The sequence below is a fragment of the Pseudomonas sp. H3_E07 genome (genome assembly GCF_054668895.1).
In genome coordinates this window covers 1,713,065-1,726,643 of record NZ_CP162795.1, presented here as the reverse complement: position 1 = coordinate 1,726,643, position 13,579 = coordinate 1,713,065, and the positions used below count along the sequence as shown (strand labels likewise).

Genomic DNA, 13,579 nt, shown 5'->3' with positions numbered 1-13,579 from the left:
AAACGAGTGTCCCTGATCGCTTCAGACCACTTCCGCATCGTTGTCGGCCTCGGCAAGAGCGGCATGTCCCTGGTTCGCTTCCTGGCGAGCCGGGGCAAGCCGTTTGCCGTGGCCGACACGCGGGAACATCCACCGGAGCTGGTCACGCTGCGCCGTGACTACCCGCACGTGGAAGTGCGTTGTGGCGAGCTGGATGTCGAGTTTCTGTGCCGTGCCGATGAGCTCTACGTGAGCCCCGGCCTCGCCATCGCGACCCCGGCCCTGCAAGCCGCCGCCGCCCGTGGTGTGAAACTGTCCGGCGACATCGATCTGTTCGCACGTAACGCGCAGGCGCCGATCGTGGCTATCAGCGGTTCCAACGCGAAAAGCACCGTGACCACCCTGGTCGGCGAGATGGCGGCTGCGGCCGGTAAACGTGTGGCCGTAGGCGGCAACTTGGGCACACCGGCACTCGACCTGCTCAGCGACGACGTCGAGCTGTACGTGATGGAGCTGTCGAGCTTCCAGCTGGAAACCACCCACGACCTCGGCGCCGAAGTGGCCACCGTGTTGAACGTGAGTGAAGACCACATGGACCGCTACAGCGGCCTGCCGGCCTATCATTTGGCCAAGCACCGGATCTTCCGTGGCGCCAAGCAGGTGGTGGTCAACCGTCAAGATGCGTTGAGCCGTCCGTTGATGGGCGAGGGCCTGCCGTGCTGGACCTTCGGCCTGGGCAAACCTGATTTCAAGGCCTTCGGTATTCGCGAAGAGAACGGCGAGAAATACCTGGCCTTCGAATTCCAGAACCTGATGCCGGTGCGCGAGCTGAAAATCCGTGGCGCCCATAACCAGTCCAACGCCCTGGCGGCCTTGGCACTGGGTCATGCCGTTGGGCTGCCGTTTGACGCCATGTTGTCGGCCCTGCGTACCTTCGGTGGCCTGGAACATCGTTGCCAATGGGTGCGCGATCTTGACGGCGTCAGCTATTACAACGACTCCAAGGCCACCAATGTCGGTGCGGCCCTGGCGGCCATCGAAGGCCTCGGCGCCGACATCGAAGGCAAGCTGGTGCTGATCGCCGGTGGCGACGGCAAGGGTGCCGACTTCAAGGACCTTAAAGGCCCGGTTGCCGAACATTGCCGTGCCGTGGTGCTGATGGGGCGCGACTCCGATTTGATCGCCGCCGCCCTCGGCGACGCGGTGCCGCAAGTGCGCGCCACGTCCCTGGACGACGCCATCGCTCAGTGCAAGGCCCTGGCCCAGCCAGGTGATGCGGTGCTGCTGTCGCCGGCGTGCGCCAGCTTCGACATGTTCAAGAACTACGAAGAGCGCGGCCAGCTGTTTGCCCGCGCCGTGGAGGCCTTGGCATGAGTATCGACTTTCGGAACATCATCAAGCCCTACCCGTCGCCGATCATCACGGGGCGCGGTATCGACCTCGATTTCCCGATGCTCGCCGGTTGCCTGGCGCTGTTGGGCCTGGGCCTGGTGATGATCACTTCGGCGTCTTCCGAAGTGGCCGCCGTGCAGTCGGGCAACACCCTGTACATGATGATCCGTCACCTGGTGTACCTGGTGATCGGTCTCGGCGCGTGCATCGTCACTATGATGATCCCTATCGCCACCTGGCAGCGCCTGGGTTGGATGATGCTGATCGGTGCGTTCGGCTTGCTGATCATGGTGATCCTGCCCGGCATCGGACGCGAGGTGAACGGTTCGATGCGCTGGATCGGCTTCGGTGCGTTCAACGTGCAACCGTCGGAAATCGCCAAGGTGTTTGTGGTGATCTACCTCGCCGGTTACCTCGTACGTCGCCAGAAAGAAGTACGCGAAAGCTGGATGGGCTTCTTCAAGCCGTTCATCGTACTGCTGCCCATGGCCGGCCTGTTGCTGATGGAGCCCGACTTCGGGGCCACCGTGGTGATGATGGGCGCGGCCGCAGCGATGCTATTCCTGGGGGGCGTCGGTCTGTTCCGTTTCACCTTGATGGTGGTGCTGGCCGTGGCCGCTGTGACGGTGCTGGTGCAGGCGCAACCTTACCGGATGGCCCGTCTGATTACCTTTACCGACCCGTGGGCCGACCAGTTCGGTTCCGGCTACCAGTTGACCCAGGCGCTGATCGCCTTCGGTCGCGGCGAATGGCTGGGCGTGGGCCTGGGCAACAGCGTGCAGAAGCAGTTCTACCTGCCGGAAGCGCACACCGACTTCGTGTTCTCGGTACTCGCCGAAGAGCTGGGCGTGGTGGGTTCGCTGTGCACCGTTGCGTTGTTCGTGTTCGTGTGTGTGCGCGGTATGTACATCGGCTTGTGGGCCGAGAAGGCCAAACAGTATTTCGCCGCCTATGTGGCCTACGGCTTGTCGTTCCTGTGGATCGGCCAGTTCCTGATCAACATCGGTGTGAACGTCGGCCTGCTGCCGACCAAGGGCCTGACTTTGCCGTTTCTCAGTTACGGCGGCAGTTCGTTGGTGATTTGCTGTGCGTGCCTGGGCTTGTTGCTGCGCATCGAGTGGGAGAGTCGAACCCACCTGGGCAGCGAAGAGATGGAATTCAGCGAAAGCGATTTTGCCGAGGAGCCATCCCATGGGCGCTAACGTGCTGATCATGGCGGGCGGCACCGGGGGCCATGTGTTCCCTGCGTTGGCCTGTGCGCGGGAATTCCAGGACCGTGGCTACTCCGTGCACTGGCTGGGCACGCCGCGTGGCATCGAGAACGAACTGGTGCCGAATGCCGGCTTGCCGCTGCACCTGATCAACGTCACCGGCTTGCGTGGCAAGAGCAAGTTGTCCCTGCTCAAGGCGCCGTTCGTATTGCTCAAGGCGGTGTGGCAGGCGCGCAAAGTGATTCGTGAACTGAAGCCGGTGTGTGTACTCGGTTTTGGTGGGTATGTGACCGGTCCTGGTGGTGTCGCCGCCAAGCTCGCCGGTGTACCGGTGATCGTGCACGAGCAGAACGCCGTCGCCGGTACCGCCAACCGCCTGCTGGTGCCGCTGGCTGCACGGGTGTGCGAGGCGTTTCCGAAGACCTTTGGCGCCTCGGACAAACTGCGTACCACCGGCAACCCGGTGCGCACTGAACTGTTTATGGGCATCGCCCGTGAAGCACTGGCGGGGCGCAAGGTGCACCTGCTAGTCATGGGCGGCAGCCTGGGCTCCGAGCCGTTGAACAAACTGCTGCCGGAAGCACTGGCGCAACTCCCTGTGGAATTGCGCCCGGAGGTCTTCCATCAGGCCGGCAAGCACCACGGTGAAGTCACCGCCACGCGTTATCGCGAAGCCGGTGTCGAGGCGAACGTACAGCCCTTCATCAAAGACATGGCCCATGCCTATGGCTGGGCCGACCTGGTGGTCTGCCGCTCCGGTGCGCTGACCGTCAGTGAACTGGCCGCCGCCGGTCTGCCGTCCTTGCTGGTGCCTTTGCCCCACGCGATCGACGATCACCAGACCCGCAACGCCGAATATTTGGCCGGGGAGGGCGCTGCCTTCCTGCTGCCGCAAAGAACGACTGGCGCCGCCGATTTGGCCGCACGCCTGACCGAGGTTTTGATGCAACCGGAACGACTCAATAGCATGGCGAGCACCGCAAGCCGCCTGGCCAAACCTGACGCAACCCGCACTGTGGTGGATATCTGCCTGGAGGTGGCCCATGGTTGAGAATCAGAAAGCCATGCCGCAACCGGAAATGCGCCGCATCCGTCGTATCCACTTCGTCGGCATTGGCGGCGTGGGCATGTGTGGCATTGCCGAAGTGCTGCTGAACCTGGGCTACCAGGTGTCCGGCTCTGACTTGAAAGAGTCGCCGGTCACTGAACGCCTGAAAACCTTTGGTGCACAGATCTTCATCGGCCACCGCGCCGAGAACGCCGCCGAGGCCGATGTGCTGGTGGTGTCCAGCGCCGTGAACACCTCCAACCCGGAAGTGGCCACTGCCCTTGAGCGTCGCATTCCCGTGGTGCCACGCGCCGAGATGCTGGCCGAGCTGATGCGCTATCGCCACGGCATTGCCGTCGCCGGTACCCACGGCAAAACCACCACCACCAGCCTGATCGCCTCCGTGTTCGCGGCCGGTGGCCTGGACCCGACGTTCGTCATCGGTGGCCGTCTGAATGCAGCCGGTACCAATGCACAACTGGGCACCAGCCGTTACCTGATCGCCGAAGCCGACGAAAGTGACGCGAGCTTCCTGCACCTGCAACCGCTGGTCGCCGTGGTCACCAATATCGACGAAGACCACATGGCGACCTACGACGGGGACTTCAACAAGTTGAAGAAAACCTTCGTCGAGTTTCTGCACAACCTGCCGTTCTACGGTCTGGCCGTGGTGTGCCTGGACGATCCGGTGGTGCGCGAAATCCTGCCACTGGTCAAGCGTCCGACCGTGACCTACGGCTTCAGCGAAGACGCTGACGTGCGTGCGATCAATGTGCGCCAGGAAGGCATGCAAACCTTCTTTACCGTGTTGCGTCCCGACCGCGAGCCGCTGGATGTATCGGTGAACATGCCGGGCAACCACAACGTACTCAATTCCCTGGCGACCATCTGCATCGCCACCGACGAGGGCGTCAGCGATGAAGCCATCGTCGAAGGCCTGTCGCGCTTCGCCGGCGTGGGCCGCCGTTTCCAGGTATACGGCCAGTTGCCGGTAGACGGTGGTGACGTGATGCTGGTGGACGACTACGGTCACCACCCGACTGAAGTGGCTGCCGTGATCAAGGCCGTACGCGGTGGCTGGCCGGAGCGCCGCCTGGTGATGGTCTACCAGCCGCACCGCTACAGCCGTACCCGCGACCTGTATGACGACTTCGTCAATGTACTGGCCGATGCCAACGTGCTGCTGCTGATGGAAGTCTATCCGGCTGGTGAAGAACCGATTCCGGGCGCCGACAGCCGCAAGCTGTGCAACAGCATCCGTCAGCGTGGCCAGTTGGACCCGATCTACATCGAACGTGGTGTGGACCTGGCGCCCATCGTCAAGCCGCTGCTGCGGGCCGGTGACATTTTGCTGTGCCAGGGGGCCGGTGATATCGGTGGTCTTGCGCCTAAGTTGCTGGCGAGCCCGCTGTTTGCGGCGGCCAAGGGGAAGTCGAAATGATCAACGACTACGGCTCCCTGCTCTCGACAATCGCACCTGCCGACTTCGGTCGCGTAGCGGTGTTGTTCGGTGGCAAAAGCGCTGAACGCGAAGTCTCGCTCAAGTCCGGAAACGCCGTGCTCGACGCCCTGCAAAGCGCTGGCGTGAACGCCTTCGGCATCGACGTGGGCGATGACTTCATCGCCCGCCTGCAGGCCGAGAAGATCGACCGCGCCTTCATCATCCTCCACGGCCGTGGCGGTGAAGACGGCAGCATGCAAGGCCTGCTGGAGTGCGCCGGCATCCCCTACACCGGCAGTGGCATCCTGGCTTCCGCGCTGGCGATGGACAAGTTGCGCACCAAACAGGTGTGGCACAGCCTGGGTATTCCGACCCCGCGTCACAGTGTTCTGTGCAGCGAAGACGATTGTATTTCTGCCGCCAAGGAACTGGGCCTGCCTTTGATCGTCAAACCAGCCCATGAAGGCTCCAGTATCGGCATGGCCAAAGTGAACTCGGCCGCCGAATTGATCGACGCATGGAAAGCGGCAAGTACCTACGATTCGCAAGTGTTGGTGGAACAGTGGATCCAGGGTCCCGAGTACACCATCGCCACCCTGCGTGGCCAGGTATTGCCGCCTATCGCATTGGGCACGCCCCACACCTTTTATGACTACGACGCCAAGTACCTGGCTTCCGATACCCAGTACCGGGTCCCCTGCGGCCTTGACGCAAGCAAAGAACAGGAATTGATGGACCTCACGGCGAAAGCCTGTGAGGCGCTGGGTATCGCCGGTTGGGCGCGAGCAGACGTGATGCAGGATGACCAAGGGAATTTCTGGTTCCTGGAAGTCAACACCGCACCGGGCATGACGGATCACAGCTTGGTACCTATGGCAGCCCGTGCGGCCGGTTTGGACTTCCAGCAGTTAGTGCTGGCGATCCTGGCCGACAGCATTGAGCCAAGAGGCTAAGGACATGAAAGGCGCATCGCTTCGTCATCAGCCCCCACAAGCACCGAGCCGCAAGCCGGTGCCGCGGGGTGCCAGTCGAATGGTGGCTAAAGAGCCGATGTCGGCGCGCCTGCCGAAAGCCAACTTCGGTTTCCTAAAGGCGCTGTACTGGCCGGTTTTGCTGGTGGTGCTGGGCTTCGGAACCTATGAAGGCGCGCAACGTCTGTTGCCGTATGCCGACCGGCCGATCACCAAGATCAGCGTGCAGGGCGATTTGAGCTACATCAGCCAGCAAGCGGTACAGCAGCGCATCGGCCCGTACCTGGCGGCGAGCTTCTTTACCATCGACCTGGCCGGAATGCGCTCGGAGCTGGAACAGATGCCATGGATCGCCCACGCCGAAGTCCGCCGCGTATGGCCGGACCAGGTGACGATCCGCCTGGAAGAACAGCTGCCGGTGGCCCGTTGGGGGGACGAAGCGCTGTTGAACAACCAGGGCCAGGCGTTCACCCCGCGTGAACTGGCGAACTATGAACACCTGCCGCAGCTGTTCGGGCCGCAGCGGGCACAGCAACAAGTGATGCAGCAGTACCAGGCCTTGAGCCAGATGCTGCGGCCAATGGGTTTCTCCATCGCACGCCTGGAATTGCGTGAACGGGGCAGTTGGTTTTTGACGACCGGGGCAGGCAGTTCCGGCCCGGGCATCCAGTTGTTGCTGGGACGCGACCGCTTGGTGGAAAAGATGCGCCGCTTCATTGCCATCTATGACAAGACCTTGAAAGAACAGATTACGAACATTGCGAGCGTCGACCTGCGTTACGCCAACGGCCTTGCCGTCGGCTGGCGTGAACCGGCTGCGCCCACGGCAGCGCAACCCGCTGTCGCGAAGAATTAAGAAGAGGCAGGACCCATGGCAAACGTGCAAAGCGGAAAAATGATCGTCGGTCTCGATATCGGCACCTCCAAAGTGGTGGCGCTGGTGGGCGAGGTCGGGGAAGACGGCGTCATCGAAATCGTCGGTATTGGCACGCATCCGTCCCGGGGCCTGAAGAAGGGCGTGGTGGTGAACATCGAGTCCACCGTGCAATCGATCCAGCGCGCCATCGAAGAAGCGCAGCTGATGGCCGGTTGCCGGATCCACTCGGCGTTCGTCGGCGTGGCGGGCAACCATATCCGCAGCCTGAACTCCCACGGCATCGTGGCGATCCGCGACCGCGAAGTCAGCTCCGCCGACCTTGAGCGCGTCCTCGACGCCGCCCAGGCCGTGGCGATCCCGGCGGACCAGCGCGTGCTGCACACCCTGCCGCAGGACTACGTGATCGACAACCAGGAAGGCGTTCGCGAGCCTCTGGGCATGTCGGGGGTACGTCTGGAGGCCAAGGTTCACGTCGTGACTTGCGCCGTCAACGCCGCACAGAACATTGAAAAATGCGTGCGCCGCTGCGGTCTGGAAATCGACGACATCATTCTCGAGCAGTTGGCCTCGGCCTACTCGGTACTGACCGACGACGAAAAAGAACTGGGCGTCTGCCTGGTCGACATCGGCGGTGGCACCACCGACATCGCGATCTTCACCGAGGGTGCGATCCGTCACACCGCCGTGATCCCGATTGCCGGTGACCAGGTGACCAACGACATCGCCATGGCGCTGCGTACACCGACCCAGTACGCCGAAGAAATCAAGATCCGCTACGCCTGCGCCCTGGCCAAGTTGGCCGGTGCCGGCGAGACCATCAAGGTGCCGAGCGTGGGTGACCGTCCACCGCGCGAACTGTCGCGCCAGGCCCTGGCCGAAGTGGTCGAGCCGCGCTACGACGAACTGTTCACCCTGATCCAGGCTGAACTGCGCCGCAGCGGCTACGAAGACCTGATCCCGGCAGGCATCGTGCTGACCGGTGGTACCTCGAAGATGGAAGGCGCGGTCGAGTTGGCCGAGGAAATCTTCCACATGCCGGTTCGCCTGGGCGTGCCCCATGGCGTCAAAGGCCTGGGCGATGTGGTACGCAACCCGATTTATTCCACCGGTGTGGGCTTGCTGTTGTACGGGCTGCAAAAGCAGACCGACGGCATTTCCCTGTCGGGCCCAAGCAACCGTGACAGCTACCGCAGCGACGACGAGGCCAAAGCGCCGTTGTTCGAGCGGTTGCAGGCATGGGTCAAGGGCAACTTCTAAAGATTTACCGCGACACCGCAGCACCGCAATAAGCAGTAGGCGAAAAAACTAGAGAAAACGAAAGGAGAGGGAACATGTTCGAACTCGTAGACAACATCCCCGCAAGCCCGGTCATCAAAGTGATCGGTGTCGGCGGTGGCGGCGGCAACGCTGTCAACCACATGGTCAAGAGCAACATTGAAGGCGTTGAGTTCATCTGCGCCAACACTGATGCCCAGGCGCTGAAAAGTATCGGCGCGCGGACCATCCTGCAATTGGGCACAGCCGTGACCAAAGGCCTCGGCGCTGGCGCCAACCCGGAAGTCGGCCGTCAAGCCGCGCTGGAAGACCGCGAGCGTATTGCCGAAGTGCTGCAAGGCACCAACATGGTGTTCATCACCACCGGCATGGGCGGCGGTACCGGTACCGGTGCTGCGCCGATCATTGCCGAAGTGGCCAAGGAAATGGGCATTCTGACGGTGGCTGTCGTAACCCGTCCGTTCCCGTTCGAAGGTCGCAAGCGCATGCAGATCGCCGACGAAGGCATCCGTCTGCTGTCTGAAAGCGTCGACTCGTTGATCACCATCCCCAACGAGAAGTTGCTGACCATCCTGGGCAAGGACGCAAGCTTGCTGTCCGCCTTCGCCAAGGCTGACGATGTACTGGCCGGTGCCGTTCGCGGTATCTCCGACATCATCAAGCGCCCAGGCATGATCAACGTCGACTTTGCCGACGTCCGTACCGTGATGAGCGAAATGGGCATGGCGATGATGGGCACTGGCTGCGCCAGCGGTCCGAATCGTGCGCGTGAAGCCACTGAAGCGGCCATCCGCAACCCGTTGCTGGAAGACGTGAACCTGCAAGGTGCACGCGGCATCCTGGTGAATATCACCGCCGGTCCTGACCTGTCCCTGGGTGAGTACTCCGACGTGGGTAGCATCATCGAAGCCTTCGCTTCCGAGCACGCCATGGTCAAAGTCGGTACCGTGATCGATCCGGACATGCGCGACGAACTGCATGTAACCGTGGTTGCGACCGGCCTGGGCGCAAAAATCGAGAAGCCTGTGAAGGTCATCGACAATACCGTCCATACCAACCATGCCAGCCAGCAAGCTGCCGCTCCAGCGCCTGCGCGCCAGGAACTGCCGTCTGTGAACTACCGTGACCTGGACCGTCCGACCGTGATGCGCAACCAGGCCCAGGCCGGTGCTGCAGCGTCCCGTAGCCCGAATCCGCAAGATGATCTGGACTACCTGGACATCCCGGCATTCCTGCGTCGTCAGGCCGATTAATGGAATGTATCAGGGCTATGAAGGTGATTGGTGTTCAGCAAAGGTCTGGTCTGCTATTATCGCCAGCCTTTGTTGATACCAGTTCGCAATTTGCGCTGAAGCGGTCCAAGCCATGATTAAACAACGCACCCTGAAGAATATTATTCGTGCCACAGGTGTAGGTCTGCACTCCGGGGAGAAGGTATACCTGACCCTCAAGCCTGCACCTGTCGACACCGGCATCGTGTTTGTGCGTGCCGACCTGGACCCTGTGGTGCAGATTCCTGCTCGCGCGGAAAACGTTGGCGAAACCACCATGTCGACCACATTGGTCAACGGTGACGTCAAAGTGGACACGGTGGAGCACTTGCTCTCGGCCATGGCTGGCCTGGGCATCGATAACGCCTACGTCGAGCTCTCCGCGTCCGAAGTCCCGATCATGGATGGCAGCGCTGGACCCTTCGTATTCTTGATTCAATCTGCCGGCCTGGAAGAACAGGACGCAGCCAAGAAGTTCATTCGCATTCTGCGGGAAGTGACAGTAGAAGACGGCGACAAGCGCGCCACCTTCGTCCCGTTCGAAGGCTTCAAAGTGAGCTTTGAGATCGATTTCGATCACCCGGTATTCCGTGACCGCACCCAAAGTGCAAGCGTGGATTTTTCCAGCACTTCGTTCGTAAAAGAAGTCAGCCGCGCCCGTACCTTTGGTTTCATGAGTGACATCGAGTACCTGCGCAAGCACAACCTCGCACTCGGCGGCAGCGTTGAAAACGCCATTGTGGTCGACGCGGATGGTGTACTGAACGAAGACGGCCTTCGCTACGAAGACGAATTCGTGAAGCACAAGATCCTCGATGCAATCGGTGACCTCTACCTGCTGGGCAATAGCCTGATAGGCGAGTTCAAAGGCTTCAAGTCGGGCCACGCCCTTAACAACCAGCTGCTGCGCAAGTTGATTGAGCAGACAGACGCTTGGGAAGTTGTGACCTTCGAAGATGCCAGCACCGCACCGATCTCTTACATGCGTCCCGTTGCGGCGGTGTAAGTAACAACTCTCTTTCTTTCGTTTTGAAAGGCCGCCTTCGGGTGGCCTTTTTTTATGTGCCGGCTACGACGTTGATCCTAGAGTGAGGGGGGTTGAGCCTGGACAATGCGGTTTCGGCCGCTGTGCTTGGCTTCATACAACGCCTGATCCGCACTCAGTAACAACGCTTCCAGCGACAGCCGGCTACGCTTGTCCCAGGTGCTCATGCCGATGCTCGCCGTAATCGGTTGCGCATCCCCCGCCACCCTTGGCAAATGCTCGATGCTGCTGCGGATATGCTCGGCGATGACCCAGGCACCCTTCGCGTCCGTGTGGGGCAGCACCACCGCGAATTCCTCACCGCCATAACGCGCCGCGAGATCAGCCGGGCGGCGGATATTGGCGCCTATCACTTGCGCCACGGTGCGCAATGCCGCGTCTCCACCGTGATGGCCATGGCGGTCGTTAAAGGCTTTGAAGTGGTCGACGTCGATCATCAGCACGGTCAGTGGTTCGAGCGAGCGTTGCGCGCGGTCCCATTCAAGGCGCAGGCGTTCGTCCAGAATGCGACGGTTGGCCAAGCCGGTCAGGGCGTCGACGGCTGCCAGTTCTGACAGCACGCGCTCTGCGCGATAACGGCGTCGCAGTTCGCGGCGCAGCATCCAGGTCAGCCATAACAAACCGATACACAGGATGCCAGTGGCGCCACTGGTCAATAGCGCGGCGCGTTGCCAGCGGGCGAATACATCTTGGCTGGACAGTGCAACCACAACGATCAGCGGTAGCTCACCCACATTGGTGAAGGTGTACAGGCGTTCCGTGCCGCTGATGGCAGAGATCGCCTGGAAGGTGCCACTGCCTTCACGCAGTATTCGCTTGAAATTCGGTCGCTCGCTCAGGTCCTTGTCGATCATGTCGCTTTCGAGCAGCGGCTGCTGGGCCAATAAAAAACCTTGGTTATTAAGCAGGTTGACGCTGCTGCCGTTGCCGATGGTCACGGTGTTGAAGAGCTGGTCGAAATACGCCAGGCGCATGGTCGCGACCGCAACGCCAGCAAACTCACCGTTGGGCCCCGACACCCGACGGCTGAATGCCATGCGCCAGACCTGGTCGCAGTCGCAATGAATCTTGAACGGCCGGCTGATATACAAGCCGGCCTGGGCGTCCTTGGTATGCACCTGGAAGTAATCGCGGTTGGCAAAATTGCGTGGGGTGGGCTGCAGGGTGGAAGAATCGGCGATCACTGTGCCATTGGCATCCAACAACAGCACTTCACCTTTGAAAGGCGCAGCGGTGGACAGGTCAAACTGCACCAAATGCTGGATATTCGCGGAAACCTGGGCCAGGTCCTCACGTTGCCTGGCAGCAATCAACCCTTTGAGGGCCAGGTCGTAGAGTTCGACGTTACGCAGCACGTCGGCATTGATCAACTGCGCAATATTGGTGGTTGAGCGCGTCGCGGCCTGCAGGGTGCTCGCGTGTTCGCGGATCAGCAACACCGCGACGATGACCACGATCAGGACGACAGTAAGGCCACTGCCCAGAATCAGAAATAGCTCTGGGCGTGCCGGTAAGCTTCGAACGCGGGGAGGACTCATCGGGCAGACTTCAGCGGGACAATACTGGCAGTTTAGATCTACCCGATGAAAATTAAATACCCGATAAAAAAGAAAGATCTGGGTGTCAGAACACGTTGATCGGGTAATCGACGATCACTCGGTATTCATCCACGTCTCGATCCACCGCCGAGTAGCCGTTGCTGCCGCGATTGGTCGCCCACTGCAGGCGCACGGCCAGGTCTTTGGCTTTGCCACCCTGTACCACGTACTTGAGGTCGATATCCCGTTCCCAGTGTTTGGCGTCTTTGCCGTCAGCGCTGTACCAGGCGCTATAGCCCCGGCTTTGCGGGTCGACCTTGGTCAGGTCGGTCTTGCCGCTGATGTAGGACACCGCCGAGGTCAAGCCGGGCAGGCCCAGTCCTCCGAAGTTATAAGCGTACTTGAGTTTCCAGGAACGCTCGTTGGGGCCGTTGAAGTCGGAGTATTGCTGTGAGTTGTCCAGGTACACGCTGTCGCCCTGGGCGATGTAGTCGAACGGCGTGTTGCCGTTGACCCTCTGGTACGCGGCAGTGACGCTGTGATGGCCGACGTCCACGGTGAAGTGCAGGCTGTAGGTGTTGTTGTCGATATCCCCCAGTAGCGACTGCCCGGTGTCCTGGGTGTGGTAGTAATGCAGACCGGGGTTGAGACTGATCATCTCGTTCACCACATAGGTGTAGTCCAGGTCGTAGTAGTACTGATTCCACACGTCCTTGAGTTCGGCGGCGTAGAGGTTGCTGGTCAGCCCGTCGATACCGCTGAACGACACGCCGGCCCAGTTCATGTGCTGGCTGTCCGTGTGCTCGGGCAGCGCGCCGTAGCTGGTGCCGATGCGACGGTGGCCGCTCTGGTTATAGAGCTTGGTGAAGCTGGCCTGGCCACCTTCGAACATCCAACCGTCGAGGCTGTGGTTGGTCAGGCTCACGCCACGGAAAGTCTGCGGCAACATGCGGGTCGCGCCGCCGGCAATCACCGGGTTATTGAGGAACAGGTCGCCGGCTTTCAGCTCGGTATCGAATGCGCGCATTTTCAAGGTGCCACCGGCCGTCGAGAACGAGCCGGGCGCCTTGCCGTTGCCGCTGCCGTACGGAAGGATGCTGGAGCCATCGGTGCCGCCACCGCCGTCCAGTTTGAGGCCGAGCATGGCGTGGGCGTCCAGGCCGAAACCGACCGTGCCCTGGGTGTAGCCGGACTCGAAGATGCCGAGAAACCCCTGGCCCCATTCCTTGCTGTCATCGGTGTGAATATCGCGACGGTCGCGGTTCATGTAGTAGTTGCGGGTGTTGATATTGAGGTGGGCACCTTCGACGAAACCGTCGGCGGGGGTGGAGTCTGCCGCGTGGGCAAGGGGGACAATCGTTGCTGCAATCGCGAGGAATAACGGGGTGAACGTCAGCGAGTTCTTCACCGGTGGAGCTCCTTTGGTCAATCGAAAACGGCCAGTGTCGTTGGGGTGCCTGGCCTTTTTTACGGCAAAAAAAAGCCGCTGAAGTCAGCGGCTTTAAGACAGATTCCCAGTGTAGAGCCCTGG

11 protein-coding genes are annotated in these 13,579 nt (G+C 61.1%); 9 read left to right on the top strand and 2 right to left on the bottom strand.

Translation table 11 applies throughout. The features are described from left to right. Nucleotides 1-6 precede the first annotated feature (6 nt). The 9 genes from murD to lpxC all read left to right on the top strand — a co-directional run bounded on the left by murD (nucleotide 7) and on the right by lpxC (nucleotide 10,471). Entirely contained in the window at nucleotides 7-1,353 is a 1,347-nt protein-coding gene (murD, locus tag AB4O08_RS07820) for a UDP-N-acetylmuramoyl-L-alanine--D-glutamate ligase (protein ID WP_021491868.1), read from the top strand. After that, on the top strand, nucleotides 1,350-2,573 hold the full coding sequence (gene ftsW / locus AB4O08_RS07815) for a putative lipid II flippase FtsW (protein ID WP_460114790.1): 1,224 nt from the start codon (nucleotides 1,350-1,352) through the stop codon (nucleotides 2,571-2,573). Before murD ends, ftsW begins: the two co-directional genes overlap by 4 nt. Beyond that, a complete protein-coding gene (gene murG / locus AB4O08_RS07810) occupies nucleotides 2,563-3,633 on the top strand; it encodes an undecaprenyldiphospho-muramoylpentapeptide beta-N-acetylglucosaminyltransferase (RefSeq protein ID WP_010213036.1) in 1,071 nt (356 codons plus the stop codon). Before ftsW ends, murG begins: the two co-directional genes overlap by 11 nt. After that, a complete protein-coding gene (murC, locus tag AB4O08_RS07805; RefSeq protein ID WP_010213034.1) occupies nucleotides 3,626-5,071 on the top strand; it encodes a UDP-N-acetylmuramate--L-alanine ligase in 1,446 nt (481 codons plus the stop codon). The genes murG and murC overlap by 8 nt, the downstream gene beginning before the upstream one ends. Further along, complete coding sequence (locus AB4O08_RS07800; RefSeq protein ID WP_042571673.1) at nucleotides 5,068-6,024, top strand: D-alanine--D-alanine ligase; 957 nt, start codon at nucleotides 5,068-5,070, stop codon at nucleotides 6,022-6,024. Before murC ends, AB4O08_RS07800 begins: the two co-directional genes overlap by 4 nt. A 4-nt stretch (nucleotides 6,025-6,028) precedes the next feature. Beyond that, nucleotides 6,029-6,898 carry a cell division protein FtsQ/DivIB gene (locus AB4O08_RS07795; protein ID WP_010213032.1) on the top strand — a complete coding sequence of 290 codons (870 nt, stop codon included), beginning with the start codon at nucleotides 6,029-6,031 and terminating at the stop codon, nucleotides 6,896-6,898. A 15-nt stretch (nucleotides 6,899-6,913) separates the two neighbouring features. Continuing rightward, the gene (ftsA, locus tag AB4O08_RS07790) at nucleotides 6,914-8,176 is read left to right on the top strand and encodes a cell division protein FtsA (RefSeq protein ID WP_010213031.1); all 1,263 of its coding nucleotides are present in this window, start codon (nucleotides 6,914-6,916) and stop codon (nucleotides 8,174-8,176) included. A gap of 74 nt (nucleotides 8,177-8,250) precedes the next feature. Then, complete coding sequence (gene ftsZ, locus AB4O08_RS07785) at nucleotides 8,251-9,447, top strand: cell division protein FtsZ (protein ID WP_010213029.1); 1,197 nt, start codon at nucleotides 8,251-8,253, stop codon at nucleotides 9,445-9,447. A gap of 112 nt (nucleotides 9,448-9,559) precedes the next feature. Continuing rightward, nucleotides 9,560-10,471, top strand: a complete 912-nt coding sequence (gene lpxC / locus AB4O08_RS07780) for a UDP-3-O-acyl-N-acetylglucosamine deacetylase (RefSeq protein ID WP_003171886.1) — start codon at nucleotides 9,560-9,562, stop codon at nucleotides 10,469-10,471. A 77-nt stretch (nucleotides 10,472-10,548) separates the two neighbouring features. Here lpxC and AB4O08_RS07775 read toward each other — a convergent pair whose 3' ends face one another. Beyond that, the gene (locus AB4O08_RS07775) at nucleotides 10,549-12,048 is read right to left on the bottom strand and encodes a sensor domain-containing diguanylate cyclase (RefSeq protein WP_045791304.1); all 1,500 of its coding nucleotides are present in this window, start codon (nucleotides 12,046-12,048) and stop codon (nucleotides 10,549-10,551) included. Between the two features lie 85 nt (nucleotides 12,049-12,133). Continuing rightward, on the bottom strand, nucleotides 12,134-13,456 hold the full coding sequence (locus AB4O08_RS07770) for an OprD family porin (RefSeq protein WP_010213027.1): 1,323 nt from the start codon (nucleotides 13,454-13,456) through the stop codon (nucleotides 12,134-12,136). Nucleotides 13,457-13,579 lie beyond the last annotated feature (123 nt).

Excerpts from the sequence above, each read along its gene's own strand:
- AB4O08_RS07775 (WP_045791304.1), bottom strand. The coding sequence starts at position 12,048 with ATGAGTCCTCCCCGCGTTCGAAGCTTACCGGCACGCCCAGAGCTATTT.
- AB4O08_RS07800 (WP_042571673.1), top strand. The coding sequence starts at position 5,068 with ATGATCAACGACTACGGCTCCCTGCTCTCGACAATCGCACCTGCCGAC.
- ftsW (WP_460114790.1), top strand. The coding sequence starts at position 1,350 with ATGAGTATCGACTTTCGGAACATCATCAAGCCCTACCCGTCGCCGATC.
- AB4O08_RS07795 (WP_010213032.1), top strand. The coding sequence starts at position 6,029 with ATGAAAGGCGCATCGCTTCGTCATCAGCCCCCACAAGCACCGAGCCGC.
- ftsA (WP_010213031.1), top strand. The coding sequence starts at position 6,914 with ATGGCAAACGTGCAAAGCGGAAAAATGATCGTCGGTCTCGATATCGGC.
- lpxC (WP_003171886.1), top strand. The coding sequence starts at position 9,560 with ATGATTAAACAACGCACCCTGAAGAATATTATTCGTGCCACAGGTGTA.
- ftsZ (WP_010213029.1), top strand. The coding sequence starts at position 8,251 with ATGTTCGAACTCGTAGACAACATCCCCGCAAGCCCGGTCATCAAAGTG.
- murC (WP_010213034.1), top strand. The coding sequence starts at position 3,626 with ATGGTTGAGAATCAGAAAGCCATGCCGCAACCGGAAATGCGCCGCATC.
- murG (WP_010213036.1), top strand. The coding sequence starts at position 2,563 with ATGGGCGCTAACGTGCTGATCATGGCGGGCGGCACCGGGGGCCATGTG.